We start from the raw sequence: 26,369 nt of genomic DNA on the forward strand, positions 1-26,369 counted from the left end.
GTCCATCCTGCCGCGCACGTCGCGCGGGCGCCGTCTCGCGCACCGCACACCGGACACCGGCAGCACCCGGGCTCCGTAGCATGGGATGACCGGAGGGCGGGATGGCCCAGCCCTGCCCAGCCACGCACCCGAGGTGAGCACCATCACGAGCATCCGCGAAGCCGCCACGCAGCGCATCCTCGTCCTGGACGGCGCCTACGGCACGATGCTCCAGCACGAGAGCCTCACCGAGGACGACTTCCGGTTCGACGGCGCCGACCCCGACCGGTCCTACGCCGGCAACTTCGACCTCGTCCAGCTGACCCGGCCCGACGTTCTCGCGCGCATCCATGCCGAGTACCTCGCAGCGGGCGCCGACATCCTCAAGACCAACACCTTCAACGCCCAGGCGATCTCCCAGGCGGACTACGGCACGCAGGGGCTCGTGCGCGAGATGAACCTCGCTGCGGCCCGCCTGGCGCGCGAAGCCGTGGACGCGGCCGTGGCGCGCGACGGTCGTCCCCGCTGGGTCGCGGGTTCGGTGGGCCCCACCAACCGCACCGCGTCGCTGTCCCCCGATGTCGAGCGCCCCGGGTTCCGCGCGGTCACCTACGACGACCTCCTTGCGGCCTACCTCGAGCAGGTCACCGCGCTGCTCACCGGCGGCGTCGACGCACTCCTGGTGGAGACGGTGTTCGACACCCTCAACGCCAAGGCCGCGCTCGAGGCGTGCGCGGAGGCGTTCGAGGTGACCGGTCGGCGCGTGCCGATCATGCTCTCGGGCACCATCACCGACGCCAGCGGCCGCACACTGTCCGGGCAGACGCCCGAGGCCTTCGTGGTGTCGACCGAGCATGCGGACCTGTTCTCGGTGGGCCTGAACTGCGCGCTGGGCCCCGAGCCGATGCACCCGTACCTGCGGGAGATCGCCGAGGCCACGGGCACGCTCGTGTCCACGCACCCGAACGCGGGCCTGCCCAATGCGTTCGGCGAGTACGACGAGACGCCGGAGCAGATGGCCCGGGTGCTCGGCGGCTTCGCGCGCGAGGGCCTGCTCAACGTGGTGGGCGGCTGCTGCGGCACGACGCCCGAGCACATCGCGGCGTTCGTCGCGGCGGTGGACGGCATCGCGCCGCGCGCCACCCACCCGACCCCGGACCGCCTGCGCACCTCCGGTCTGGAGGTACTCGACCTGACCCCCGAGGTCGGGTTCATCAACGTCGGCGAGCGCACCAACGTCACGGGCAGCCCCCGCTTCAAGCGTGCGATCGTCGACGGCGACGACGCCGCAGCGGTCGCGATCGCCGCGCAGCAGGTCGCCGGCGGCGCACAGATGATCGACGTCAACGTGGACGAGGGCATGCTCGACGGCCCGTCGACCATGGCGCGGTTCCTGGACCTGCTGGCCGCCGAGCCGGACATCGCGCGTGTGCCGGTGATGATCGACTCCTCGGACTGGGCGGTCATCGAGACCGGCCTGCGGCACGTGCAGGGCAAGGCGGTGGTCAACTCGCTGTCGCTCAAGGACGGCGAGGAGACCTTCCTGGCTCGTGCCCGCACCGTGCGCCGCTACGGGGCCGCGGCCGTGGTCATGGCGTTCGACGAGCACGGCCAGGCCGACACGCTCGAGCGGCGGATCGCCGTGTGCGAGCGCGCCTACCGCCTGCTGGTCGACGAGGCGGGTTTCCCGCCGCACGACATCGTCTTCGACCCGAACGTGCTCACCGTCGGAACCGGGATCGAGGAGCACGCGACCTACGCGCGCGACTTCATCGAGGCCGTCCGCTGGATCAAGGCGCACCTGCCCGGGGCCCTGACGTCCGGCGGGATCTCCAACGTGTCCTTCGCGTTCCGGGGCAACAACACCGTGCGCGAGGCGATGCACGCGGTGTTCCTGTCCCACGCCATCGAGGCGGGGCTGGACATGGGCATCGTCAACGCCGGGATGCTCACGGTGGACGCGGACCTCGATCCGGAGCTGCGGGAGGCGGTCGAGGACGTGCTCCTGGCGCGCCGCCCCGACGCGACCGAGCGCCTGGTCACCCTGGCCGAACGGTTCACCGGCCAGGAGACCCAGACGGCCCGGACCGAGGCGTGGCGCGACCTGCCGGTGGCGGAGCGGCTGCGGCACGCGCTGGTGCACGGCATCGTCGAGCACGTCGTCGACGACGCCGAGGAGGCCTACCACGAGCTCGGCTCGCCTCTGGGGGTCATCGAGGGGCCGCTCATGGACGGCATGGGCGTGGTGGGCGACCTGTTCGGCGCCGGCAAGATGTTCCTCCCCCAGGTGGTCAAGTCGGCCCGCGTCATGAAGGTCGCCGTCGCGCACCTGACGCCCTACATCGAGGCCGAGCAGGCCGCGGCGGAGGCAGCCGGGGAGGTCGCCGCGTCCGGCAAGGGCACCGTGGTGCTCGCCACGGTCAAGGGCGATGTGCACGACATCGGCAAGAACATCGTCGGCGTCGTGCTGGGCTGCAACGGCTACGTCGTGCACGACCTGGGCGTCATGGTGCCGAGCGAGAAGGTCCTCGCGGCCGCGGCCGAGCTGGGCGCCGACGTGATCGGCGTCTCGGGCCTCATCACTCCCTCGCTGCACGAGATGGTCGCGCTCGCGGGTGAGATGACCCGGCGGGGCCTGACAACGCCGCTGCTGATCGGCGGCGCGACCACCAGCAAGGCGCACACCGCCGTCAAGATCGACCCCGCGTACACCGGGACCGTGGTGCACGTGCCCGACGCGTCGCGCGCCGTGGGGGTCGTGTCCGACCTGCTGGCCCGGCCGGCTGTCGTCGCCGAGCGCACGAGCGCGGACTACGACGCGGTGCGCGCGCGCCACACCGAGCGCAACCACGTCCTGGTGCCGTTGGCCGCGGCCCGCGAGCGCGGTCACGCCCTGTCCGGCCTGCCCGTGCCGGCGCCGCTCGCCCCGGGCCGGCACGTGCTCCGGCCGTCGATCGCCGAGCTCGTGGAGATCGTCGACTGGACGCCGCTGTTCACCGCGTGGGAGCTGCGCGGCACCTACCCGCAGATCCTGGACGACCCGCGCCAGGGCGAGCAGGCGCGGTCGCTCTTCGCCGACGCGCGTGCGCTGCTCGGCCAGGTGATCGCGGACGGGTCGCTGCGCGCCGAGGGCGTCGTCGGCCTGTGGCCCGCCCGGCGGCGCGGGGACGACGTCGACGTCCTGCGCGAGGGTCCGGACGGTGCGGCGGAGGTCGTGGCGACCCTGCACACCCTGCGCCAGCAGCGCGAACGCTCCGGCGAGTACCGCGCGTTGGCGGACTTCGTCGCCGAGCAGGGTGACCACCTGGGCGCGTTCGCGGTCGCCGTGCACGGCGCCGAGGAGCTCGCGGCCCGCTACCAGGCCGGGCACGACGACTACACGGCGATCCTGGTCAAGGCCCTCGCCGACCGGCTCGCCGAGGCGTTCGCCGAGTGGGCGCACCGCGAGGTCCGCACCCGGCTGTGGGGCTACGCGCCCGACGAGCAGCTGGAGGTGACCGACCTGATCCGCGAGCGCTACCAGGGGATCCGCCCGGCCCCCGGCTACCCCGCCCAGCCGGACCACACCGAGAAGGCCACTCTGGACGACCTGCTGGACCTCGCCGACGTCGGCATCACGCTCACCGAGTCCTTCGCCATGACACCAGGTTCCGCGGTCTCGGGACTGTACTTCGCACACCCGGACGCCACGTACCTCGCCGTCGGCCGGCTGGCGCGCGACCAGGTCGTCGACTACGCCGACCGCAAGGGCTGGACCCTGGCGCAGGCCGAGCGCTGGCTCGCACCCAACCTCGGGTACGACCCGGACTGAGCCGGAGCGGTCAGAGGGTTCAGTTGTCGCTCGCTCAGGCGAGGAACGCAGCCCGCACGCGGCAGGACGTATGCCTGCTGCCGCTCCACGTGCGGACGAAGGGCTCCCGGCTGCACCGCGCGTCTTGCCAGCAGTACCGTGTCGTCCTATGTTTGTACTGACCGGTCAGTCTAGAGAACCGAGAGCACCATGACCGCCCAGCAGCAGCCGACCCCTACCGCCGTGCGCGCCCGCGGCCTGAGCCTGCACGGCAAGCGCGGCGTCGTGTACGGACCCGTGGATCTCGACATCGAGGCCGGCGAGCTCGCCGTGGTGCACGGCCCCCAGGGCGGCGGGCGCTCGAGCCTCCTGCTGACCTTGGCGGGCCGGATGAAGCCGGACGCGGGTGCGGACCTGCTGGTGCTCGGCGAGCCGCTGCCCCGGTGCCGGCGCGCCGTGCAGCGCCGCGCAGCCATCGCGGGCTTCGCGGGCATCGACGACCTGGACGAGTCCGTCACGGTCGGCGTGCTGGTGCGCGAGCGGCTCGCCTGGCTCGCTCCGTGGTACCGGCGCGTGCCGCGCGTCACGCAGGCGACCTTCGAGCGCCTCGTCGGCCCGGTCTACGGGCCGCGCCCGGTGCCGCGCGTGGACTCCGTGGTGTGGGACCTCGACGAGGTCGACGTCATGCTGCTGCGGCTCGCGCTCGCGACCCTGCAGGCCCCCGAGCTCGTCGTGGTGGACGACGTCGACCAGGTGCACGACTCGGTGCGGCGCCAGCTGGTCTGGTCCCGGCTCGAGGCGCTGACCGGGGCCGGGACGACCGTCGTCGCATCCGTCGCGTCCCTCGACGAGGTCCGCCGGTTCACGTGGACCCGAGCGCCGCGCCAGGTGTTCCTGGCGACCGGGCCGCACGCCACCGCGGAGCTCGCCGCGCCCGACTCGGTGTCCGCCGCAACGCCTGCCCACGCCCGCTGACCCCTGCACCTTCGCCTCCGAACGGACCCACCATGCCCGCCCTGACCTCCACCGGCGCCGAGCTGCGCCGGTTCCGCCGTGGCCCGCTGCCGCGCGTCGCGATCCTCGCCCTCGTCCTCATCCCGCTGCTGTACGGCGCGCTGTACCTGTGGGCGTTCTGGGACCCGACCGGTCGGATGAACCACCTCCCCGTCGCGCTCGTCAACGCCGATCGCCCGGCGACGACCGCCGACGGGAGCACGCTCGCCGCGGGCGACCAGGTGACCGACCAGCTCGTCACCGACGGGAGCCTGGACTGGGTCACGACGTCCGCAGCCGACGCGGCCGCGGGCGTGCAGGACGGCACCTACTACTTCGCGGTCACCATCCCGACGGGCTTCTCCGCCGCGGTCGCGTCCGCCGGCGGGTCCGACCCGCACCAGGCCCGGATCGACGTCACCTACAACGACGCGAACTCGTTCCTGGCCTCCACGCTCGGGCACAGCGCGATGGTGCAGGTGGACGACGCGGTCCGCGCCACCATCGGCGACCGCGCGGTGGACTCCCTCCTGGTCGGGCTCGGCTCCGCGCGGGACGGCTTCGCGACCGCGGCGGACGGCGCCATGACGCTGCGGCAGGCCACCGAGCAGCTCGCCTCCGGTGCGGACCGGGTCGCCGCTGGGGCCGACTCGGCGCACGCCGGAGCAGCTCGGCTCGCCACCGGCGCGAGCACCGCGGCCGACGGCGCATCACGGCTCGCCACCGGCGCGACCACGACGGCCGACGGCGCGACGTCGCTCGCCGGCGGCGCGAAGCAGGCCGCGAGCGGCGCGGCCGGCCTGTCCAGCGGCGCCACCACGCTCGCGGCCGGGCTGTCCCGGGCCGCGGCCGGTGCCGCGACGCTGGACAGCGGCGCGACCACCCTCGCCTCGGGCGTCGACCAGGCGGTGGGTCAGGTCGACGCACTGTCGCAGGCGCTCGCCGCGGCGCCGGGCGCGCTGCAGGACGTCGCCACGTACCTCGGGGCCCGGGCGGCCGCCGGCGACACCGCAGCCCTCGCGCCGCTGCGGGAGGTGTCCGACCTGGCGACCTCCCTCGGCGACCTCGACCCGCGGGCGACGGCCACAAAGCTCGCCGCCCTCCAGGCGGGCGCGCACGACCTCGCCGACGGGGCCGCGACGTTGGACACCTCGATGGGCGCCGTGACCGGCGGCGCGTCCGACCTCGCCGACGGAGCCCACCGCCTCGCCGGCGGCACGGCAGCCGTCGCGGCCGGCGCGTCCCGGCTGGCGGGGGCGACCACCGACCTCGCGGACGGGGCGCACACCCTCGCCACCGGCACCGCGGCACTCGCGGACGGGGCCACCACCCTGGCGGCCGGCACCGCGACGCTCGCCGACGGTGCGCACGGCGTGGCCGACGGCAGCGCGAAGGTCGGCGACGGCACCGCGACGCTCGCCGCGGGCCTCACGGACGGAGCCGCCGCCATCCCCGTGGACGGCGCCGCCACCGCACGCGCCGACGTGATCGCCACCCCCGTCGCGCTCGACGAGCAGCACCTGACCGAGGCGCAGGGCTTCGGCGAGGGCTTCGCACCGTTCTTCATCTCGCTCGCGCTGTTCGTCGGCTCGCTGATCACCTGGCTGCTGCTGCGGCCGCTGCCGACCCGCGCCCTGGCGACACCCGCCGGCGGTCTGCGCGCGGCGCTCGCGGGCTACTGGCCCGCGGCGACCATCGGCCTGGCCCAGGTCCTCGTCATGCTGGGCGTCATCCACTGGGGCCTGGGCATGGACCTCGCCTCCGCCGTCGGCACGGCCGCGTTCACCGCCCTCGTCGCGCTGTCCTTCCTCGCCCTGCAGCAGATGCTCAACGCCGTCCTGGGCCCGGCTGCGGGCAAGGTCACGATCCTCGCCCTGCTCATGCTGCAGCTCGCGTCCTCCGGCGGCACCTACCCGGTGGAGACCACCCCGGCGTTCTTCCGCGCCGTACACCCGTTGCTGCCGATGAGCTACGCGGTCACGGGGCTGCGTGAGGTGATCACCGGCGGCGTCGACGCGCGGCTGTGGTCGAGCGTCGCGGTGCTCGCGACGCTCCTGGTCGGTTCCCTCGCGCTCACGGCGTGGCGCGCGGGGCGGATGCGGACGTGGACGCTGCGTCGGCTGCACCCGGCCCTGTCGATCTGACGGCCGGCCGCGCGTGGTCTCTGGGAGGCTGGTGCCATGAGCGAGCTGCCCGTCGGCGCCACCCGCCGCCAGATCATCGACGCGGCCGTGCGGCTCATCGCCGACCACGGGTTCTCCGCCACCTCGGTGGACCAGATCGCGGAGGCGGCGGGCGTCGCGAAGGGATCCGTCTACTACAACTTCGGGTCCAAGGCCGACCTGTTCACCTCGATCCTCACCGAGGGCATCACCCGGCTGACCGCCAACCTGCGCACGGCCTTGGAGACGGGCCCCGAGCCCACCCCGCTCGAGCGCCTCGTCACCGCGCTGCTCCGGCAGATCCGCGACAACCCCGCGTTCGCCAAGGTCGTCGCGGCCGAGGTGTTCCGCACCGGCCGGGACTGGCAGGAGTCGATCGGTCTCATCCACGACCAGGCGATGGCGGTGTTCGCCGAGGCGGTGGGGCTCGGCGACCCCGACCTCGACCCGCTCGACGCGCGCGTGATGGGCAGCGCAGCCTTCGGGGCGACCCTCGTCGCAGGCCTCGAGTGGCTCACGTACCAGCCGGACCGCAGCCCCACGGATGTCCTCGCCGCCATCCTGCGGATGGTGCGTCGGGCATAGGTTGGTCCGTATGCGATTCGGACTCTTCCTCCCGCAAGGCTGGCGACTCGACCTCGTCGGCATCGACCCCGCGGACCAGTGGTCCACCATGCACGGGCTGGCCCAGCACGCCGACGACGGCGACGTGTGGGAGTCGGTGTGGGTGTACGACCACTTCCACACCGTCCCCGAGCCCACCGAGGAGGCCACGCACGAGGCGTGGACCCTGATGGCCGCGCTGGCGTCCTCGACGAGCCGCGTGAGACTCGGCCAGATGTGCACGTGCATGGGCTACCGCAACCCCGCCTACCTCGCGAAGGTCGCCGCGACGGTCGACCTGATCTCGGGCGGTCGCGTCGAGATGGGCATCGGCGCCGGGTGGTACGAGCACGAGTGGAACGCCTACGGTTACGGCTTCCCCGCCGTCGGCGACCGGCTCGGCATGCTCGACGAGGGCGTGCAGATCATGGAGCAGGCCTGGCGGACCGGGTACGCGACCCTCGACGGGCGCTACTACCAGGTCGACGGTGCCCGGGTCTTCCCCAGGCCCCTCCAGGAGGGCGGCATCCCGATGTGGATCGCCGGCGGCGGCGAGAAGCGCACCCTGAAGTACGTCGCGCGCTCGGGCCGGTACGCCAACCTCGGCGGCGACCCGGAGACCTTCGCGCACAAGTCCGAGGTGCTGCGCGGCCACTGCGAGAACCTGGGCCGCGACTTCGACTCGATCACCCGCTCGGCCAACTACAACGTCGTCATCGGCGCTACCCAGGACGAGGTCGACGAGCGCATCGCGTGGATCGAGGAGCAGTACGCCAGGACGCTGCCCGACAAGGCCCCGCAGATCGCCGAGGAGTTCCGCAACGGTCCCCTGGTGGGCACGCCGGACCAGATCGTCGCGAAGCTGCGTGAGCTGGAGGAGCTGGGCATGACCTACGCGATCTGCTACTTCTCCGAGGCTGCGCACGACCGGTCCGGTATCGAGCTCTTCGAGCGCGAGGTGGCACCGGCCCTGCGCGGCTGACCGCCCCCGCGACGCCGGTCAGTCGCGCTCGGCGACCACCATCGCCGAGGCGATGCCGGCGTCGTGGGAGATCGACAGGTGGAACCGGTCGACGCCGAGCTCGGCCGCGCGCGCCGCGACGGTCCCCACGACCTCCACCTGCGGCGGGCCGCCCGTCACGCGATGCACGGTCGCGTCCTGCCAGCTCATGGTGCCCGGCGCGCCCAGGGCCTTGGCGATCGCCTCCTTGGCAGCGAACCGGGCAGCGAGCGAGGACGCCGGCAGGTCTCGCTCGACAGGCGTGAACAAGCGCTCGCGCAACCCGGGCGAGCGCCGCAGGGTGGCCATGAACCGCGCCACGTCGACCACGTCGATCCCGACCCCGACGATCATGCGACCACCCTAGGGTGCAGCGGAGCCCCGGCGGTCAGGCGAGCGCCGCGAGCAACCCGAAGTACCACGCGGCCACCACCGCCGCGGCGACGAGGGTGAGGTAACCCAGCACCAGGCCGGTGACCGCCAGGCCCCGACCGCGCTGTCCGGAGACCGCGATCCGGCGCAGGGCGACATGCCCCGCGATCACGCCGCCCAGGCACACGCCCAGGAGGCTGAGGACCAGGGACGCGATCGCCCAACGGTTCGTCCCGAGCAGCTGCCCCGGGAGGTAGCTGGGGGCGTACGCGGCCGCGGCATAGGCGTCCCCTGCGGCTTGCCCGCCGGCCGGGGCGACGTGTGGCGGTGTGGGCGCGAGCTGGCCCGAGAACGAGGGCGGCGCAGACAGGCCCGAGGGGGGTGGGCCCGGCTGGAAGGTGTCATGGCTGGTCACTGGGGGGACTCCTCGGGTTGGACCGTCATCGAGTCCCTCGGCTCAGGATCGCCGCGGCGTGAGCCCTCCCCTGGCCACGCCACCCGATCGGAGGAGGGTGAAAAGACCCCGCTCGGGCACGCAGCCCGTGACTCACTCCACGGTGACCGACTTGGCCAGGTTGCGCGGCTGGTCCACGTCCAGACCCTTGGCCGACGCCAGCTCGCACGCGAAGATCTGCAGCGGCACCACCGCCAGCAGCGGCGCCAGCAACGACGCGGTGCGCGGCACGAAGAACACCTGGTCCGCGAAGGGCAGCACGTCCTCGTCGCCTTCCTCGGCCACCACCAGGGTGCGGGCACCGCGGGCGCGGATCTCCTGGATGTTCGAGACCACCTTCGCGTGCAACGAGTCCCGACCCCTGGGGCTCGGCACGATGATGAAGACCGGTTGGTCGGTCTCGATCAGAGCGATGGGGCCGTGCTTGAGCTCTCCCGCGGCGAAGCCCTCGGCGTGGATGTAGGCGATCTCCTTGAGCTTGAGCGCGCCCTCCATGGCCACGGGGTAGCCCACGTGCCGACCCAGGAACAGCACGGACGGCACGTCCTTCATGGCGACAGCGACCTCCCGGATGGCCCCTGCCGCGTCGAGCACCGCCTGGATCTTGTCGGGGATCTCGCGCAGGTCGTCCAGGATCTCCGCGATCTCGTCCGGGTACTTGGTGCCGCGCAGCTGCGCGAGGTACAGCCCGAGGAGGTAGGCGGCGGTGATCTGGGCGAGGAACGCCTTGGTGGACGCCACCGCGACCTCCGGCCCGGCGTGCGTGTACAGCACCGCGTCGGACTCGCGCGGGATCGTCGACCCGTGCGTGTTGACGATCGCGAGCACCGTGGCGCCCTGCTCGCGGGCGTGCCGGACCGCCATGAGGGTGTCCATCGTCTCCCCGGACTGCGACACCGCGACCACGAGCGTCCTGGCGTCCACCACCGGGTCGCGGTACCGGAACTCGTGCGCGAGCTCGACCTCGACCGGGATCCGGCACCAGTGCTCGATCGCGTACTTCGCCACCTGCCCGGCGTACGCTGCGGTCCCGCACGCGACCACGATGATCTTGTCGACCCGTCGCAGCACCGCCTCGTCGACGCGGATCTCGTCCAGCACGAGGTGACCCGCAGTGTCCGTCCGCCCGAGCAGCGTGTCGGCGACCGCGTGCGGCTGGTCGTGGATCTCCTTGTCCATGAACGAGCGGAAGCCGCCCTTCTCGGCCGCGGAGGCGTCCCAGTCCACCGTGTAGCGCCGCGGCGAGACGGGGGCACCGTCGAAGTCCACGACGTGCACCGAGTCCGGCGTCAGGGTGACGACCTGGTCCTGGCCCAGCTCCATCGCCTCCCGGGTGTGCGCGATGAAGGCCGCCACGTCGGAGCCCAGGAAGTTCTCCCCGTCGCCCAGTCCGACGACCAACGGCGAGTCGTGGCGCGTGCCCACCACGACGTCCGGGGCGTCGGCGTGCACCGCGAGCAGGGTGAACGTGCCACGCAACCGCCGGGCCACAGCGCGCATCGCCGCGGTCAGGTCACCGTCGTAGGCACGGCCGAGCAGGTGCGCGACCACCTCGGTGTCGGTCTCGCTGCGCAATGCGACGCCGTCCTCGGTGAGCTCCCGACGCAGCTGCGCGAAGTTCTCGATGATGCCGTTGTGGATGACCGCGACCTGCTGGTCCGCGGACAGGTGCGGGTGTGCGTTGACGTCGGTCGGCGCCCCGTGCGTGGCCCAGCGGGTGTGGCCGATCGCGGCCGTGGCCGGGGGCAGCGGCGTGCGCTCGAGCTCACCGGCCAGGTTCGCGAGCTTGCCGGCCTTCTTGGCCGTCGCCAGACCGCCCGGCGTGACGAGCGCGACGCCCGCCGAGTCGTAGCCCCGGTACTCGAGCCGGGCCAGGCCACCCATCACCACGTCCAGCGGCCGAGCATTCGGCGACTGCGCCCCCACGTACCCCACGATTCCGCACATGGCCGCGAGTCTAGGTGGTGCCGCCCGGCGCATGCCCCGCACGGCCGCTCGAGCGGTCGGCGCACGAGCCCGGCAGGATCCGGCAGACTGGCCACCGTGCCGACGCTGGAGACGCCCACCCCGTACGTGGACCTGGACCGTCGCCAGTGGAGCCGACTGTCCGCGAGCACGCCGCTGCCCCTGACCAGCACGGACCTGGAGCGGCTGCGCGGGCTCGGAGACCCGATCGACCTCGCGGAGGTGGACGCGGTCTACCGGCCGATCTCCCGGCTCCTGGCGCTGTACGTGCAGGCCACCCGGCAGCTGCACTCGGCCTCCTCGACCTTCCTCGGCGAGGGCACGGCCCGCACGCCGTACGTGATCGGGATCGCGGGCTCGGTCGCCGTGGGCAAGTCCACCACCGCGCGCGTGCTGCGCGAGCTGCTGGCCCGCTGGCCCGAGACCCCGCGGGTCGAGCTGGTGACCACGGACGGGTTCCTGCTGCCCAACGCGGAGCTCGAGCGCCGCGGGCTGATGCAGCGCAAGGGCTTCCCGGAGTCCTACGACCGGCGCGCGCTGCTGCGGTTCCTGGCAGCGGTCAAGGCCGGTAGCGCGGAGGCGCACGCGCCGGTCTACTCGCACCAGTCCTACGACATCATCCCGGGTGCCCGCGTGACCGTGCACCGGCCCGACGTGCTCATCGTCGAGGGGCTCAACGTGCTCCAGCCCGCCCGACCGGCCGCCGCCGGCGAGTCCAGCCTCGCGGTGAGCGACTTCTTCGACTTCTCGATCTACGTCGACGCGCGCACCCGTGACGTGCGGCGCTGGTACGTGGACCGCTTCCTGTCGCTGCGCCACACGGCGTTCTCCCGACCGGACTCCTACTTCCACCGCTACGCGGCCCTCGACGACGCTGCTGCTACCGCGCGCGCCGAGGAGATCTGGGACGCCATCAACGAGCCGAACCTGGTGGCGAACATCCTGCCCACCCGGGGGCGGGCCACCCTGGTGCTGCGCAAGGGCCCGGACCACGCCGTCCAGCGGGTCCGGCTGCGCAAGCTCTGACGGCCGCCCGCCCCGGGCGAGGTGCGTCAGCCCGCCAGACCCCCGCGAGGTCCGTCGCACGGGTCGACCACGGCGGGGCCCTGCGAAGCGATCGGCGGCACGGACGGGTCCACCGGCTCAGGAGCCGCCTGCGGGGTCACCGTGGTCCACCCCAGGCGACGCCCCAAGCGGGACAGCAGGGGGTCGGCGGCCATGCCCAGCAGCACACCACCGGCCACACCCACGAACACCGCGATCCACGGGGTGTCCCGGAAGAGCACCCCTGCGGTCGAGCCGAGCGCGACGGTGTAGACGGCCCAGGAGACGCCGGCGACCGCCGCGAACGCTGTGAACCGCGCCCGTGGGTAGCGCAGGCCACCCGCGGTCATGTTCACGGCGACGCGCCCCACCGGGATGTAGCGCGCCGCGATGATGAAGACCGCGCCCCGCTCGTGCAAGGCGCGCTCCGCCCACGCCATGGCCTCCTGAGCACGGCGGCCGCGCACGAACCGGCGCCGGCGCAGGTCGGCACGCTTGCCGATCGAGTAGGCGACCTGGTCCCCCGTGAAGGCGCCGAGTGCCGCGACGATCGCGACCAGCCACCACGCGGGCGACCCGGTCGAGACCGCGAGCGAGGCGAGCGCGATCACCACGGTCTCGCTCGGTACGGGCGGGAAGAAGCCGTCGATGACCGCGAGCGCCCACAGCGCGAGGAAGACCCACGGCGTCCCCGTCAGGCCGAGCACCCAGTCCCCGAGTGTGCTCACCCAGCCACCCATGCAGCCTCCTCCATCGGCCTGACCACCGTACGGTCACGTCGACCCGGCCGGTATCGGGGATCACCCTGAGGCTCCCATGGTCATCGTGCCGTGTCGCAGGGCCCGCGCGCATCATCCGTGAGGCGGACGTGAGACGGCCGAAGGTCAGGGCAGCGGGAAGCCGAGCTCGGTGGCGGCGCGCGCCGGGGTGGGGTCGCCGAGGTAGCGCGTGGCCTCGCTCGGCGCGACCAGGGACCGCAGCTCTGCCCCGTCGAGGTACAGGCGACCGTTCAGGTGATCGGTCTCGTGCTGCACGATCCGGGCCGGCCAGCCGGTGAGCACCTCGTCCAGCGCCGCCCCGGTCTCGTCCTGCCCGGTCAGTCGCACCGCGTGCCAGCGCGGCGTGACGGCCTGGTAGCCGGCGACGCTCAGGCAGCCTTCGAAGAACGCGACCCGCCGCTCGCCGACCGGCTCGTAGCGCGGGTTGACCAGGACGCGGAACGGCAGTGCGGTGCGCTCCCGCGCCTCGGCGATCGCGCCTGCGACCCAGGTGTCCTCCAGCACGGCCAGGGCCAGGGACAACCCGACCTGCGGGGCCGCGAGGCCCACCCCCGGAGCGGCGTGCATCGTCTCGCGCATGGCCTCGATGAGCTCACCCAGCAGTGGCCCCGGGAGCTGGCCCGTCCACGGCTCGGCCACGCGCCGGAGCACGGGGTGGCCGGCCTGGACGATCGGCAACGGCCGCGGTCCGGCCAGGAGCTCGCCGACCTGATCGGCGAGCGTCACAGCGCCAGCCGCTCGCGCACCACTCCCGCGAGCCGGTCCGCGAGGCGCTCGGCCTCGACGAGCGCGGCGGCCTCGACCATGACCCGCACCAGGGGCTCGGTCCCGGAAGGCCGCAGCAGCACCCGTCCCGTGCGCCCGAGCTCGCTCTCCGCAGCGGCCACCGCGGCCTGCACGGCGGGGTCGGCCACCCTGTTGCGATCCACGCCGGCGACGTTCACCAGGACCTGCGGAAGGCGCGGCACGGCCGCCGCCAGCTCAGCCAGCGGACGGCCTGCGGCGGCGACCGTCGCGGCCAGGTGCAACGCGGTCAGCGTGCCGTCCCCGGTCGTCGCGTACCGCGACATGATCACGTGCCCGGACTGCTCGCCGCCCAGGCCGAAGCCGCGTGCGCGCATCTCCTCCAGGACGTACCGGTCGCCGACGGCCGTCTGCACCGTGGCGATCCCGGCCTCGGCCATCGCGAGCTGCAGGCCGAGGTTGCTCATGACGGTGGTCACCAGGGTGTCCCCCGGCAGCTCGCCGCGGTCCCGCAGCGCGACCGCGAGGATGCCCATGATCTGGTCGCCGTCCACGAGCGACCCGGCGGCGTCCACGGCCAGGCACCGGTCGGCGTCCCCGTCGAACGCCACGCCGAGGTCCGCCTCCGCGGCCACCACGGACGCCTGGAGCTGCTCGGGGTGCGTGGAGCCGCACTTCTCGTTGATGTTGCGCCCGTCCGGAGAGGCGTTGATGACCACGACATCAGCGCCGGCGGCCCGCAGCGCAGCAGGTCCGACCTCGCTGGCGGCGCCGTTCGCACAGTCCACCACCACGCGCAGCCCACCCAACGGGGAGTCGCCGGCACCCGGCACCGTGCTGACCAGATGGTCGACGTACCGGTCGGCCGCCAGACCCAGGTCGCTGGACACCCGGCCCACGGCCGCCCCCACCGGCCGCTCCCAGGACTCGCCCATCTGTCGCTCGATGGCGTCCTCGAGCTCGTCGGCGAGCTTGTGCCCGCCGCGCGCGAAGAACTTGATGCCGTTGTCCGGCATCGGGTTGTGGGAGGCGGAGAGCATCACGCCCAGGTCCACGGCCAGCGCCCCGGTCAGGTGCGCCACCCCTGGGGTGGGCAGCACCCCGAGGTCGACGACGTCGACGCCGGCACTCGCCAGGCCGGCCATGACGGCGGATGCGAGGAACTCCCCCGACGCGCGCGGATCGCGGCCGACCACAGCGCGCGGGCGGTGCCCCTCGAACTCTCCGATGGACCCCAGCACGTGCGCTGCCGCCACGGACAGGTCCAGCGCCAGCTCAGCCGTGACCTCCCGGTTCGCGAGCCCCCGTACGCCGTCGGTTCCGAACAGCCGACCCATCTGACCTCCTCGTCCTGCCCCGACACTGCCACATCCGCCTGGCCGCTCCCGCATCGCGCTGCGCGCGTCAGGGGCGATACACCCGCTCGCCGGGCCGGCGAGCACGACGGCCCCGATGGAGACCATCGGGGCCGTCGGAGCGACTGGGTCAGCGCTTGGAGTACTGAGGGGCCTTGCGGGCCTTCTTCAGGCCGGCCTTCTTGCGCTCGACGGTGCGAGCGTCACGCGTGAGGAAACCGGCCTTCTTGAGCGCCGGACGGTTGTGCTCGGCGTCGATCGCGTTGAGCGCACGGGCGATGCCCAGTCGCAGCGCACCGGCCTGCCCGCTCACGCCGCCACCGGAGATCCGGGCGATCACGTCGAAGCGCCCCTCGACGTCGACGAGGGCCAGCGGCGAGTTCACCAGCTGCTGGTGCACCTTGTTGGGGAAGTAGTCCTCCAGGGTGCGGCCGTTGATGGTCCACGTCCCGGTGCCCGGCACGAGGCGGACGCGGGCGATGGCCTCCTTGCGGCGGCCGAGCGCCTGGCCGGGAGCCGTCAGGCTCTGGCCGCGGCCGGTGGGGGCCGCGCTCTCGGAGGTGTAGCTGGTGGGCGTCTCGCCCTCGAACTCGGTGGTCTCTGCCACGGGTGCTGTCCTTCGCGGTGGGTGGGCTGAGGGAGCCGGCGCTACTGCGCGACCTGGCTGATCTCGAACGGCTGGGGCTGCTGGGCGGCGTGCGGGTGCTCGGCGCCGGCGTAGACCTTGAGCTTGCGCAGCTGCTGCCGCGCGAGGGAGGTCTTGGGGAGCATGCCGCGCACGGCCTTCTCCACGGCGCGCTCGGGCCGCGTGGAGAGCAGCTGCTCGTAGGAGACCGACCGGAGGCCGCCCGGGTAGCCGGAGTGCCGGTAGGCCAGCTTCTGCTCGCGCTTGGCACCCGTGAGGACGACCTTGTCGGCGTTGATCACGATGACGAAGTCGCCCGTGTCCACGTGGGGGGCGAAGGTCGCCTTGTGCTTGCCGCGCAGCAGCGTCGCGACCTGGGTGGCCAGGCGGCCCAGGACGACGCCGTCGGCGTCGATGACGTGCCAGGTCCGCTGGACGTCGCCGGGCTTCGGGGTGTACGTGCGCACGGTCGTACCTTCGTCTCGCTCGGTGAGGTGTCGACCCCCACGCGGTACCGTGAGGGCCGGGTCGGCGTCGTGGCGTGCCGGGGCACGACGATGACGCACAACGACGTATCAGGGTACCTGGGCAGGTGCGCCACGGCAAAACTCGCCTTGGCCACCCGGCGGCCGCACTCCCGGGCGGCTGGTCCTCATCGGCGCCGGAGCCCTAGCGTGCGGTCCGTGCCGACCCTCGCCACGCTCGTCGCCGGGCTGCTCACCGGGCTCTCCCTGATCGTCGTGATCGGGGCGCAGAACGCCTTCGTGCTGCGCCAGGGGCTGCGGCGCGAGCACGTCGGCGTGGTGGTGGCCGTGTGCACGGCGTCCGACGCGGTCCTGATCGGCGCAGGGGTGGCGGGGCTGGGCGCCGTGGTGCGGGCCGCGCCGGTCGCGCTGACGGTCGCACGATGGGGTGGCGCTGCGTTCCTCACCGTGCTCGCGGTGGCCGCACTGCGCCGCGCTGCGGGCCGCGAGCAGCTCACGCCCTCGGCCGACGGGCCGGTACGGCTGCGCTCCGTCCTCGCGACCACGCTCGCGCTGACGTGGCTCAACCCGCACGTCTACCTGGACACCGTCGTGCTCCTCGGCGGCCTGTCCACCCAGCACGATCCGCGCTGGGCGTTCGCGGCCGGGGCGGCGACCGGCAGCCTCGTGTGGTTCACGCTCCTGGGCTTCGGGGCAAGGAGGCTCGCGCCGCTCTTCGCACGCCCGACCGCGTGGCGTCTGCTGGACCTCGGGGTCGCCGCGGTGATGGTGACGGTCGCACTCCGCCTCGTGCTGTCCGGCTGAGCGGATGCGGGCTCGGCGACCCGGTGCAACCGTGGACGGATGAGCAGCGACACACCTGGCACCCGCCCGGAGCCGGAAGGCGTCGCCGAGGGTGACACCGACCAGCTCACCAAGGAGGACGAGCTCGTCCAGCGCGGCGTGGACGACCTCGCGGACGAGGGTTGGTCGCCCCCGGACCGGCCCAACCGTCACCTGGAGACCACCGAGGCCGAGGAGCTGGCCGGCGACTCCCTCGACGAGCGTCTGACCCAGGAGGAGCCCGAGGAGGGGACGGCGCCGGACCCCGCGCGCGAACCCGGTCGGGTCGGGCGCCTGGCCTCCGCCTCGTCGGACGCCGAGGGCGAGAGCAGCTGGAGTACCGCGGCGGTCGACGAGGGGGTGGCCGGAGGAGCCGCGAGCGCCGAAGAGGCCGCCATGCACCTCGACGACGACGAGCTGTAGGCCCCGCTCCGCCCGCCGCCACCGGCGGCCCGGCATCTAGCGGTCGGACTCCGGCGCGGCGCGGCGGGCCCGCGTCTGCTCCGCCCGCGAGGCCAGCTCCGCGTCCGGTGGGTAGACGACCTCCTCGAGCGTCAGGCCGTGCGCGGGCGCGACGTGCGCGGCCGGGTCGCGGCGCCGCGCCGCGAGCAGCTCCTCCGGCCACGACGGGGCGCGACGCCCCTCGCCCACGGCCAGCAGGGCACCGACGAGCGCCCGCACCATCGAGTGGCAGAACGCGTCCGCGCGCACCTCGACGACCACCAGGCCCGCGTCGGCACCACCCCCCGGACGCGACACGTCGAGCAGCTCGAGCGTCCGCACCGTGGTTGCGTCCGGCCGGGCCTTGCAGAACGCCGCGAAGTCGTGCAGCCCCACGAGCGGCCGGGCGGCTCTGGCCATCGCGTCGACGGCGAGCGGCAGCCGGTGGCGCACCACGTGACCGCGGCGCAACGGGTCCGCCAGGTGCGGCGCGTCGGCGAGCCGGTAGACGTAGCGGCGGCGCAGAGCGCCGAACCGAGCGTCGAACCCGGGGGCCGCGACACCCACGCGGTGCACCACGACATCCGGGGGTAGCACCCCGGCCAGCCGGCGCACCAGCGCCCCCGCCGGGTCGTCGAGGCGGCCGCGCACGGCCTGCCACGCGTCGTCGTCGACGTCCAGGTGGGCGACCTGCCCGCGCGCGTGCACACCGGCGTCCGTCCGGCCCGCGACCGTCAGCCGGGGCGGCTCGCACCGCAGCACCGTGCCCAACGCCGCCTCCAGCGTGCCCTGCACGGTGCGCAGACCGGGCTGTGTCGCCCAGCCCGCGAAGCCGGTCCCGTCATAGGACAGGTCCAGGCGTAGGCGCACGGTCACCACCCCACGCTACCGGCGGCCGAGGCGGGCTACGGTGCACCCATGGCCGCACCCCCCTCGGAGCCGCACGTCCGGACCCTGGCGGTGGACTGCGGCGGCGGAGGGATCAAGGCGTCCGTGCTGGACGCGCAGGGCACCATGCACGTCCCGCCGATGCGCGTCCCCACGCCCTACCCCCTGCCTCCCGATCGCCTGGTGGCCACCATCGCGGATCTCGCCGCGCAGCTGCCGCCTGCGGACCGCGGAACGGTCGGCATGCCGGGGATGCTGCGGCACGGCGTGGTCATCGCCACCCCGCACTACGTCACACGGTCCGGCCCAGGCACCCGGGTGCTCCCTGAGCTCCTCGCCGCGTGGGCCGGGACGGACATGGCAGCACTCGTCGGGCGGGCGCTCGGCTACCCGGTGCTCGTGCTCAACGACGCCGAGGTGCACGGCGCGGGCGTCATCTCCGGCGGCGGTCTCGAGCTCGTGCTCACGCTCGGCACCGGGCTCGGCAGTGCCGTGTTCGACGGCGGCGTGCTGGCCCCGCACCTGGAGCTCTCCCACGCCCCGGTGCGCCGCGGCGTCACGTACGACATGTACCTCGGGGAGGCCGAGCGTCGACGGCTGGGCGACGCCGCCTGGTCACGTCGCGTCCGACGGGCGCTGGAAGGCCTCCGCCCGGTCTTCCGCTGGGACAGACTCTACGTCGGAGGTGGTAACTCCCGACGGATCCGCCCCGCCGTCCTCGAGGCCCTGGGCGACGACGTCGTCATCGTGCCCAACTCGGCCGGCATCGTCGGCGGCGTGCGCGCCTGGGGGCTGCGACGCACCGGCGAGTGAGCCGCCTGCGCACGAGACGTCCGACGGCGAGGCATGGCCGTCGACCTCGGCAAGCATCTCCAGCATGACCCGGGTGAAGGCGACCGGTCGGACGACGCTGACCAGGTGGGTCGCACCCGGGATCAGGACGCGCCTGGCATGCGGGGCCGCGCGCCGCGCCGCCCGCTCGCCGAGGCGGAAGTGGTCCCACCGTCCGTTGACCAGCCAGACCGGAACCCGCACGGAGTCGACGTCGGCCAGGTCCGCCCGCGAGTCGACCCGGGCCATCTCGCGCAGGGCGTCGACCATGACGTCCAGGGCGTAGCCCCCTGCTCCCAGGTCCGTGGCCCCGGGCTCGGGAACCGTCGCGGCCACTGCGGCGCGATTCAGCCACGCCCCACGGTCCGGCAGCCGGGCGATCGCCCGGGCGAGCGCGAGCCACGCGGTGGTCAGCGGGCCGCCGGGACGCGCGCTGCACCCGGCGGCCAGCACGCCCGCCACCCGAGGACCACGCCGTGCTGCCCAGTGCAGCGCGAGGTACCCACCGAGCGACAGACCGACCACGGCGACCCGCCCACCCGGGCCGGCGAGCTCGTCGGCCGCCGCGTCCACGGCGGCCATCGCCGCCGCCACGGAGAAGCGCTGGGCCCTCCGGACGCCGTGCCCGGGCAGGTCGATCGCACGCACCGGCCGGCTGCCGGCCATGGCAGCCACCTGGGCGCGCCACATCGTCGACGACGTGCGCAACCCGTGCAGGAGCACGACCGGGACAGGGGCTGCCTCGCTCACCGTCCCACGCTACGTCGCCCGGATACGGCCCTTCGACGTTCGGCGTCAGGCCTTGTCGTCGGCGTCCTCGACGGGTGCGCCCTGCTCGGCGGCGTCCGCGACGTCGGCCTCCTCGGCGGCGGCCTCGTCAGCGGTGACCTCCTCCGGCTCCGCCTCGTCCACGACCGGGGTGGCCTGCTCGGCGGCGTCCGCCTCCGGGACCTCGGCCTCGACGGGCTCGGCCGTGGGCGCGGCCTTCGCAGCGGCCCTCTTGGTGGCCTTCTCCGCCTCGCGGACCGTGGCCTGCTTGGGGCTCACCGGCTCCAGCACCAGCTCGATGACCGCCATCGGGGCGTTGTCGCCCTTGCGCGGACCGATCTTGGTGATCCGGGTGTAGCCGCCGTGCCGCTCGGCCATCGCCGGCGCGATCTCGGTGAAGAGCTCGTGCACCACGGCCTTGTCCCGGACCACGGTCAGCACGCGGCGCCGGGCGTGCAGGTCACCGCGCTTGGCGAAGGTGATCATGCGCTCGGCGAGCGGGCGCAGGCGCTTGGCCTTGGCCTCCGTCGTGGTGATCCGCCGGTGCTCGAACAGGCTGGTCGCCAGGTTGGCGAGGATCCGGCGCTCGTGGGCCGGGCCGCCGCCGAGCCGCGGGCCCTTGGTGGGCGTGGGCATCTCGTACTCCTTGGTTCTCCGCCGGCCGCCGCACGGCGACCGTCACACGTCAGGACAGGTCGTCGTCGGCGTAGTCGCCGTCGTAGTAGGAGCTCGGGTCGAAGTCGAGCGGGCTGTCCTTGAGGTTCAGACCCAGGCCGCTGAGCTTCTCCTTGACCTCCGTGATGGACTTCGCACCGAAGTTGCGGATGTCCAGCAGGTCCGCCTCGGACCGCGCCACGAGCTCGCCCACGGTGTGGATGCCCTCACGCTTGAGGCAGTTGTAGGACCGGATGGTCAGCTGGAGCTCCTCGATGGGCAGCGCCAGGTCCGCCGCGAGCGCCGCATCCGTCGGCGACGGGCCGATCTCGATGCCCTCCGCCTCGACGTTGAGCTCGCGGGCCAGCCCGAACAGCTCGACCAGGGTCTTGCCGGCCGAGGCCAGCGCGTCCCGCGGCGCGATCGCCGGCTTGGTCTCGACGTCGACGATCAGCCGGTCGAAGTCGGTGCGCTGCTCGACACGCGTCGCCTCGACCTTGTACGTCACCTTGAGCACAGGCGAGTAGATCGAGTCGACGGGGATGCGACCGATCTCGGCGTCGAACGGCTTGTTCTGCGCCGCAGAGACGTAGCCGCGGCCGCGCTCGACCGTGAGCTCGACCTCGAGCTTGCCCTTGCCGTTCAGCGTGGCGATGTGCAGGTCGGGGTTGTGCACCTCGACGCCCGCCGGTGGCGTGATGTCGGCCGCGGTCACCTCGCCCGGGCCCTGCTTGCGCAGGTACATCACCACGGGCTCGTCGTTCTCCGAGGAGACCACGAGGTCCTTGATGTTCAGGATGAGCTCGGTGACGTCCTCCTTCACACCGACGATGGTGCTGAACTCGTGCAGCACGCCGTCGATGCGCAGGCTGGTCACCGCAGCCCCGGGGATCGAGGACAACAGGGTCCGGCGCAGCGAGTTGCCGAGCGTGTAACCGAACCCGGGCTCGAGCGGCTCGATGACGAACCGCGAGCGGTACTCCGAGATGACCTCTTCGGTCAGGGTGGGGCGCTGTGCGATGAGCACGTCAGGATTCCTCTCAGTGTGCGTCCGCCATATGACGCATCACGAACGAACCCGTCGGACCTCGGTCCGCCCGACGGGGACAAACCAGGGTCAGACGCGGCGACGCTTGGGGGGTCGGCAGCCGTTGTGCGCCTGCGGGGTGACGTCGGAGATCGAGCCGACCTCCAGACCGGTGGCCTGGAGCGAGCGGATCGCGGTCTCGCGACCCGAGCCGGGGCCCTTCACCAGGACGTCGACCTTCTTCATCCCGTGCTCCTGGGCGCGCCGCGCGGCCGCTTCCGCCGCGAGCTGCGCGGCGAACGGGGTCGACTTGCGCGAGCCCTTGAACCCGACCTGACCCGAGGAGGCCCACGCCACGACGGCGCCGGAGGGGTCGGTGATCGACACGATCGTGTTGTTGAAGGTGGACTTGATGTGGGCGACACCCACGGCGATGTTCTTCTTCTCCTTGCGGCGCGGCTTGCGCGCGGCGCCGGCGGAGCGGGTCTTGGGAGGCATCTACTGTCCTTCGCTGGGTCGTCGAGGTCTGGGGCCGGCGGCCGGACGGGCCGCCAGGCGGGGCTGCTACTTCTTGCCGGCCTTCTTCTTGCCGGCCACGGTGCGCTTCGGACCCTTGCGGGTGCGGGCGTTGGTCTTGGTCCGCTGACCGCGCACCGGGAGGCCGCGGCGGTGCCGCAGGCCCTCGTAGCTGCCGATCTCGACCTTGCGGCGGATGTCCGCGGCAACCTCCCGGCGCAGGTCACCTTCGAGCTTGTAGCTGCCCTCGAGGTGGTCGCGCAGCGCGACCAGCTCGGCGTCACCGAGGTCGCGCACACGAAGGTCGCCGCTGATGCCGGTGGCCTCGAGCGTCTGGCGCGCGCGGGTGCGGCCGACGCCGTAGATGTAGGTGAGCGCAACCTCGAGCCGCTTCTCGCGGGGGAGGTCGACGCCGACGAGACGTGCCATCTGGGTACTCCTGGTCCTGCTCGGAGGTCGTCCGCACGGCCCTCCCTTGCGGGCCCCGGCCTCCGACCGGGGGTTGGCGCCCGGGCTCCTGCCGGAGCCGTGACGCTGGCCGTACGCTGATCCGGTCGCCCCTACGGGGCGCCGGGTGCCGACAGGCCGAGGCCCGACGGCTGTCCGACGCGAGGCCGGACGGCAGGGCTCAGCCCTGGCGCTGCTTGTGCCGCTGGTTCTCGCAGATGACCATGACGCGGCCGTGCCGCCGGATCACCTTGCACTTGTCGCAGACCTTCTTGACGCTGGGCTTGACCTTCATGCTCGTTCCTCCGCCGCCGCACGCGCGGATGCGACGGGCGGCCGTTGTCGTCGTCCGGACCGACCTGGCTGGCCACCCCGGTGCTGGTGGGACTTACTTGTAGCGGTAGACGATCCGACCGCGAGACAGGTCGTACGGGCTCAGCTCGACCACCACCCGGTCCTCGGGGAGGATCCGGATGTAGTGCTGTCGCATCTTGCCCGAGATGTGGGCGAGCACCTTGTGCCCGTTGGCCAGCTCCACGCGGAACATCGCGTTCGGCAGAGCCTCGACCACGCTGCCCTCGATCTCGATGACGCCGTCCTTCTTGGCCATGTCCTCCGCTAACGTCGTGCTGCTCGGCGCCCCCACAACCCGCGCGCGGTCGCGGACCGCGGTCGGACGGGGACGGGACGCGGAGCTCAGCCGGAGCACACGCACCCGACGGACGATCCTACGCCATCGACCGCCCTTGTGCGAAACCGCCCCCGCCCCGCTGTGATCAAGGAACTCGCGCTCGCGTCGCGCGGGCACGACGTCCTTGATCACCACTCAGGAGGTGGGGTGGGGGTGGGGGCGAGGTTGAAGGGGGCCAGGCCCGCCGCGCCGCCGTCCTCCGCCGTCAGGACCCACACGCCGTCGGGACCGATCGCGACGGTGTGCTCCCAGTGCGCTGCTCGCTGCCCGTCCTCGGTGACCACTGTCCAGTCGTCGTCCAGCACCCGAGTGGTGCGAGCCCCGCGGGTCAGCATCGGCTCGATCGCCACGCACATCCCCGGCTTCAGTCGCGCGCCGCGGTCCCGGGTGCGGTAGTTGAGCACGTCCGGCGGCTGGTGCATCGCGGTACCGATGCCGTGACCCACGTACTCCTGGACGATGCCGTACGGCACCGGCTCCCCCTCGACCACCTGCTCCACGGCATCGCCGACCACCCCGACGCGATCGCCGCCGGCGAGCGCGGCGATCGCCGCCCACATCGCCCGCTCGGTCGTCGCGGACAGCGCCAGGTCGGCAGGGTCCGCGTCGTCGACCACCATGGTGAAGGCAGCATCCCCGTGCCAACCGTCCACGATCGCACCCGCGTCCACGGAGACCACGTCCCCGGGCCGGATCACGCGGGGTCCTGGGATGCCGTGCACGATCTCCTCGTTGACGGACACGCAGACCACCGCCGGATACCCGTGGTACCCGAGGAACGAGGAGGTCGCGCCGGCCTCGTCCAGCACCTGCGCCGCGACAGCGTCGAGGTCCGCCGTGGTCACGCCCGGCGCGACAGCCTCGCGCACGGCGCGGTGCATCCGGGCGACGACCAGCCCGGCGGCGCGCATCGCTGCCACCTGCTCGGGTGTCTTGATCTCGATCCGCTCGCGCCCGAGCATCACTGCCGCACGCCGGTGACGGCGACGGCTACCCGCTCGGCGATCTCCTCGATCTCTCCTGTGCCGTCGACCGTGATCAGCAGTCCGCGGTCGGCGTACGCAGCAGTGAGCGGCGCGGTGCGCTCGGCGTAGATGTCCAGGCGACGGGCGATCGCGTCCGCGGTGTCGTCCTCGCGGCCCTCGAGCTCGGCCCGGCGTGTCATGCGCGCCATCAGCTCTTCACGGTCCGCCGTCAGCTCGATCACCGCGTCCAGCCGCGCACCGTGGTCCGCCAGGATGCGGTCCAGCTCGGCGACCTGGGCCGCATTGCGGGGGTAACCGTCCAGGATGAAGCCGTCGGCGACGTCGGGATGGTCGAGCCGGCGCCGCACCATGGCGTTGGTGACGTCGTCGGGCACCAGCTCGCCACGCGCGGTGTACCCGCGCGCGAGCTGACCGAGGTCGTCGCCCGCGCTCATGTGCGAACGGAACAGGTCCCCCGTCGAGATCGTCGGGACCCCGAGTCGATCCGCGAGGAGGGACGCCTGCGTGCCCTTGCCGGAGCCCTGCGGGCCCATGATGACCAGACGAAGACTCATCTCAAGAAACCTTCGTAGTGCCGCTGCTGGAGCTGTGCCTCGATCTGCTTCACAGTCTCCATGCCGACACCGACGACGATCAGGATGGAAGTCCCACCGAACGGGATGTTCGTGCCCACGTTGAGCAAGATGAACGTCACGACCGGGATCAGCGCCACCAGCGCCAGGTACACCGAGCCGGGTGCCGTGATTCGGGAGATCACGTAGTCGAGGTACTCCGCGGTCGGCCGGCCCGCCCGGATGCCCGGGATGAAGCCGCCGTACTTCTTCATGTTGTCCGCGACCTCGTCAGGGTTGAACGTGATCGCGGTGTAGAAGTACGCGAAGAAGATGATCAGGCCGATGTACAGCGTGATGTGCAGCGGCGCGCTCGCCGGGACGATGTAGTTGGAGACCCAGATCACCCAGCCGGAACGGGCGTCGCCGAACTGCGCCAGCAGGCCCGGCACGGCCAGCAGCGAGGACGCGAAGATCACGGGGATCACGCCGGACATGTTGATCTTGATCGGGATGTAGGTGCTCGATCCCCCGTACATCCGTCTGCCGACCATCCGCTTGGCGTACTGCACGGGCACGCGCCGCTGGGACTGCTCGACGAACACGACCAGCCCGATCACCAGGACCACGACCGCGAGCACCACGATGAACTTGCTCACGCCGTTGTCGCCGCCGGCGATCGACCACATGGCGGTCGGGAAGCGCGCCGCGATCTGCGTGAAGATCAGCAGCGACATGCCGTTGCCGATGCCCCGCTCCGTGATGAGCTCGCCGAGCCACATGATCAGCGCGGTCCCGGCCGTCATCGTGATCACCATGATGAGGATCGTGATGATGCTGGGGTTCGGGATCACCTTGACCGAGCAGCTGGGGAACAAGGCCCCGTTGCGCGCGATCGTCACGATGGTGGTCGACTGCAGGATCGCCAGCCCGATCGTGAGGTAGCGCGTGTACTGCGTGAGCTTCGCGGTTCCGGACTGGCCCTCCTGGTGCAGGGCCTCGAACCGCGGGATGACCACCCGCAGCAGCTGGATGATGATGCTCGCCGTGATGTACGGCATGATCCCGAGCGCGAACACGGCCAGCTGGAGCAACGCTCCACCGCTGAACAGGTTCACCAGGCCGAGCAGGTCGTTCGCGCCCTGGCTCTGGTTCACACAGGTCTGGACGTTGCCGTAGTCGACACCGGGCGTCGGCAGGAACGACCCGACCCGGAACACGATCATGATGCCGATCGTGAAGAGCAGCTTGCGCCGCAGATCGGGCGTCCGGAAGGCCCGGGCGAATGCGCTGAGCACCTGTCCTCCTGCTCCGCACGTGGCGTGGTCGGCCACGCGGCGGGGTCGAGCGGGGCGTGGCCCCTCGGCGATCGTGCCGAGGGGCCACCCTAGCCGAGT

At 72.8% G+C, this 26,369-nt stretch carries 27 protein-coding genes and 1 pseudogene; 9 read left to right on the top strand and 19 right to left on the bottom strand.

What is annotated here, in order from left to right:
- The first annotated feature begins 133 nt into the window (after positions 1–133).
- From metH to Q6348_RS00550, 5 genes are all read left to right on the top strand, one after another.
- Positions 134–3,790: a methionine synthase gene (gene metH / locus Q6348_RS00530; RefSeq protein ID WP_304599390.1), complete on the top strand. Its 3,657-nt coding sequence runs from the start codon at positions 134–136 to the stop codon at positions 3,788–3,790.
- A 189-nt stretch (positions 3,791–3,979) separates the two neighbouring features.
- Complete coding sequence (locus Q6348_RS00535; protein ID WP_304599391.1) at positions 3,980–4,744, top strand: ATP-binding cassette domain-containing protein; 765 nt, start codon at positions 3,980–3,982, stop codon at positions 4,742–4,744.
- A gap of 32 nt (positions 4,745–4,776) precedes the next feature.
- Positions 4,777–6,906: a YhgE/Pip domain-containing protein gene (locus tag Q6348_RS00540; RefSeq protein WP_304599392.1), complete on the top strand. Its 2,130-nt coding sequence runs from the start codon at positions 4,777–4,779 to the stop codon at positions 6,904–6,906.
- A gap of 36 nt (positions 6,907–6,942) precedes the next feature.
- Positions 6,943–7,509, top strand: a complete 567-nt coding sequence (locus Q6348_RS00545) for a TetR/AcrR family transcriptional regulator (protein ID WP_304599393.1) — start codon at positions 6,943–6,945, stop codon at positions 7,507–7,509.
- Positions 7,510–7,519: 10 nt separating this feature from the next.
- The gene (locus tag Q6348_RS00550; RefSeq protein WP_304599394.1) at positions 7,520–8,509 is read left to right on the top strand and encodes an LLM class F420-dependent oxidoreductase; all 990 of its coding nucleotides are present in this window, start codon (positions 7,520–7,522) and stop codon (positions 8,507–8,509) included.
- A gap of 18 nt (positions 8,510–8,527) precedes the next feature.
- Here Q6348_RS00550 and Q6348_RS00555 read toward each other — a convergent pair whose 3' ends face one another.
- The 3 genes from Q6348_RS00555 to glmS all read right to left on the bottom strand — a co-directional run bounded on the left by Q6348_RS00555 (position 8,528) and on the right by glmS (position 11,300).
- Positions 8,528–8,881, bottom strand: coding sequence for a holo-ACP synthase (locus Q6348_RS00555; protein ID WP_304599395.1), 354 nt, complete (start codon positions 8,879–8,881; stop codon positions 8,528–8,530).
- A gap of 34 nt (positions 8,882–8,915) precedes the next feature.
- Positions 8,916–9,314: a DUF4190 domain-containing protein gene (locus Q6348_RS00560; RefSeq protein ID WP_304599396.1), complete on the bottom strand. Its 399-nt coding sequence runs from the start codon at positions 9,312–9,314 to the stop codon at positions 8,916–8,918.
- 132 nt (positions 9,315–9,446) lie between these two features.
- Positions 9,447–11,300, bottom strand: a complete 1,854-nt coding sequence (gene glmS, locus Q6348_RS00565; protein ID WP_304599397.1) for a glutamine--fructose-6-phosphate transaminase (isomerizing) — start codon at positions 11,298–11,300, stop codon at positions 9,447–9,449.
- 87 nt (positions 11,301–11,387) lie between these two features.
- Here glmS and coaA point away from each other — a divergent pair, with 87 nt between their 5' ends.
- Positions 11,388–12,344, top strand: coding sequence for a type I pantothenate kinase (coaA, locus tag Q6348_RS00570; RefSeq protein WP_434062032.1), 957 nt, complete (start codon positions 11,388–11,390; stop codon positions 12,342–12,344).
- A 26-nt stretch (positions 12,345–12,370) separates the two neighbouring features.
- On the opposite strand, the gene Q6348_RS00575 is transcribed toward coaA, so the two are convergent.
- The 5 genes from Q6348_RS00575 to rplM form a co-directional block, all read right to left on the bottom strand.
- Positions 12,371–13,090: a DedA family protein gene (locus tag Q6348_RS00575; protein WP_304599399.1), complete on the bottom strand. Its 720-nt coding sequence runs from the start codon at positions 13,088–13,090 to the stop codon at positions 12,371–12,373.
- A 156-nt stretch (positions 13,091–13,246) separates the two neighbouring features.
- Positions 13,247–13,867 carry a peptide deformylase gene (locus tag Q6348_RS00580; RefSeq protein WP_304599400.1) on the bottom strand — a complete coding sequence of 207 codons (621 nt, stop codon included), beginning with the start codon at positions 13,865–13,867 and terminating at the stop codon, positions 13,247–13,249.
- Entirely contained in the window at positions 13,864–15,222 is a 1,359-nt protein-coding gene (glmM, locus tag Q6348_RS00585) for a phosphoglucosamine mutase (protein ID WP_304599401.1), read from the bottom strand. The genes Q6348_RS00580 and glmM overlap by 4 nt, the downstream gene beginning before the upstream one ends.
- Before the next feature lie 148 nt (positions 15,223–15,370).
- Entirely contained in the window at positions 15,371–15,847 is a 477-nt protein-coding gene (gene rpsI / locus Q6348_RS00590; protein ID WP_304599402.1) for a 30S ribosomal protein S9, read from the bottom strand.
- Positions 15,848–15,888: 41 nt separating this feature from the next.
- A complete protein-coding gene (gene rplM, locus Q6348_RS00595; protein ID WP_304599403.1) occupies positions 15,889–16,332 on the bottom strand; it encodes a 50S ribosomal protein L13 in 444 nt (147 codons plus the stop codon).
- A 216-nt stretch (positions 16,333–16,548) separates the two neighbouring features.
- Between rplM and Q6348_RS00600 the strand changes: the two genes are divergently transcribed.
- Positions 16,549–17,154, top strand: a complete 606-nt coding sequence (locus tag Q6348_RS00600) for a LysE/ArgO family amino acid transporter (RefSeq protein WP_304599404.1) — start codon at positions 16,549–16,551, stop codon at positions 17,152–17,154.
- Between the two features lie 39 nt (positions 17,155–17,193).
- The gene (locus Q6348_RS00605) at positions 17,194–17,595 is read left to right on the top strand and encodes a DUF5709 domain-containing protein (RefSeq protein WP_304599405.1); all 402 of its coding nucleotides are present in this window, start codon (positions 17,194–17,196) and stop codon (positions 17,593–17,595) included.
- 36 nt (positions 17,596–17,631) lie between these two features.
- Here Q6348_RS00605 and truA read toward each other — a convergent pair whose 3' ends face one another.
- Positions 17,632–18,492: a tRNA pseudouridine(38-40) synthase TruA gene (gene truA / locus Q6348_RS00610; protein WP_304599406.1), complete on the bottom strand. Its 861-nt coding sequence runs from the start codon at positions 18,490–18,492 to the stop codon at positions 17,632–17,634.
- Between the two features lie 39 nt (positions 18,493–18,531).
- Between truA and Q6348_RS00615 the strand changes: the two genes are divergently transcribed.
- Positions 18,532–19,314, top strand: a complete 783-nt coding sequence (locus Q6348_RS00615; RefSeq protein ID WP_304599407.1) for an ROK family protein — start codon at positions 18,532–18,534, stop codon at positions 19,312–19,314.
- A gap of 135 nt (positions 19,315–19,449) precedes the next feature.
- On the opposite strand, the pseudogene Q6348_RS00620 reads toward Q6348_RS00615, so the two are convergent.
- From Q6348_RS00620 to secY, 10 genes and pseudogenes are all read right to left on the bottom strand, one after another.
- A pseudogene (locus Q6348_RS00620) lies at positions 19,450–20,022 on the bottom strand (alpha/beta fold hydrolase); the annotation flags it as partial.
- 105 nt (positions 20,023–20,127) lie between these two features.
- Complete coding sequence (gene rplQ / locus Q6348_RS00625) at positions 20,128–20,736, bottom strand: 50S ribosomal protein L17 (protein WP_304599408.1); 609 nt, start codon at positions 20,734–20,736, stop codon at positions 20,128–20,130.
- A gap of 49 nt (positions 20,737–20,785) precedes the next feature.
- The gene (locus Q6348_RS00630) at positions 20,786–21,781 is read right to left on the bottom strand and encodes a DNA-directed RNA polymerase subunit alpha (RefSeq protein WP_304599409.1); all 996 of its coding nucleotides are present in this window, start codon (positions 21,779–21,781) and stop codon (positions 20,786–20,788) included.
- Between the two features lie 90 nt (positions 21,782–21,871).
- On the bottom strand, positions 21,872–22,279 hold the full coding sequence (rpsK, locus tag Q6348_RS00635; RefSeq protein ID WP_304599410.1) for a 30S ribosomal protein S11: 408 nt from the start codon (positions 22,277–22,279) through the stop codon (positions 21,872–21,874).
- Positions 22,280–22,345: 66 nt separating this feature from the next.
- On the bottom strand, positions 22,346–22,726 hold the full coding sequence (gene rpsM, locus Q6348_RS00640) for a 30S ribosomal protein S13 (protein WP_304599411.1): 381 nt from the start codon (positions 22,724–22,726) through the stop codon (positions 22,346–22,348).
- Between the two features lie 199 nt (positions 22,727–22,925).
- Positions 22,926–23,039 carry a 50S ribosomal protein L36 gene (gene rpmJ, locus Q6348_RS00645; RefSeq protein ID WP_304599412.1) on the bottom strand — a complete coding sequence of 38 codons (114 nt, stop codon included), beginning with the start codon at positions 23,037–23,039 and terminating at the stop codon, positions 22,926–22,928.
- Between the two features lie 93 nt (positions 23,040–23,132).
- Complete coding sequence (gene infA / locus Q6348_RS00650; RefSeq protein ID WP_012867920.1) at positions 23,133–23,354, bottom strand: translation initiation factor IF-1; 222 nt, start codon at positions 23,352–23,354, stop codon at positions 23,133–23,135.
- Positions 23,355–23,563: 209 nt separating this feature from the next.
- Positions 23,564–24,397 carry a type I methionyl aminopeptidase gene (map, locus tag Q6348_RS00655; protein WP_304601875.1) on the bottom strand — a complete coding sequence of 278 codons (834 nt, stop codon included), beginning with the start codon at positions 24,395–24,397 and terminating at the stop codon, positions 23,564–23,566.
- The gene (locus Q6348_RS00660; RefSeq protein ID WP_304599413.1) at positions 24,397–24,975 is read right to left on the bottom strand and encodes an adenylate kinase; all 579 of its coding nucleotides are present in this window, start codon (positions 24,973–24,975) and stop codon (positions 24,397–24,399) included. Before Q6348_RS00660 ends, map begins: the two co-directional genes overlap by 1 nt.
- Positions 24,972–26,270 (bottom strand): preprotein translocase subunit SecY, encoded by a 1,299-nt coding sequence (gene secY, locus Q6348_RS00665; protein WP_304599414.1) that lies wholly within the window; start codon positions 26,268–26,270, stop codon positions 24,972–24,974. The genes Q6348_RS00660 and secY overlap by 4 nt, the downstream gene beginning before the upstream one ends.
- Positions 26,271–26,369: the final 99 nt, after the last annotated feature.

The organism is Actinotalea lenta, from assembly GCF_030586465.1.
In the GTDB taxonomy this organism is placed as follows: Bacteria; Actinomycetota; Actinomycetes; order Actinomycetales; family Cellulomonadaceae; genus Actinotalea; species Actinotalea lenta.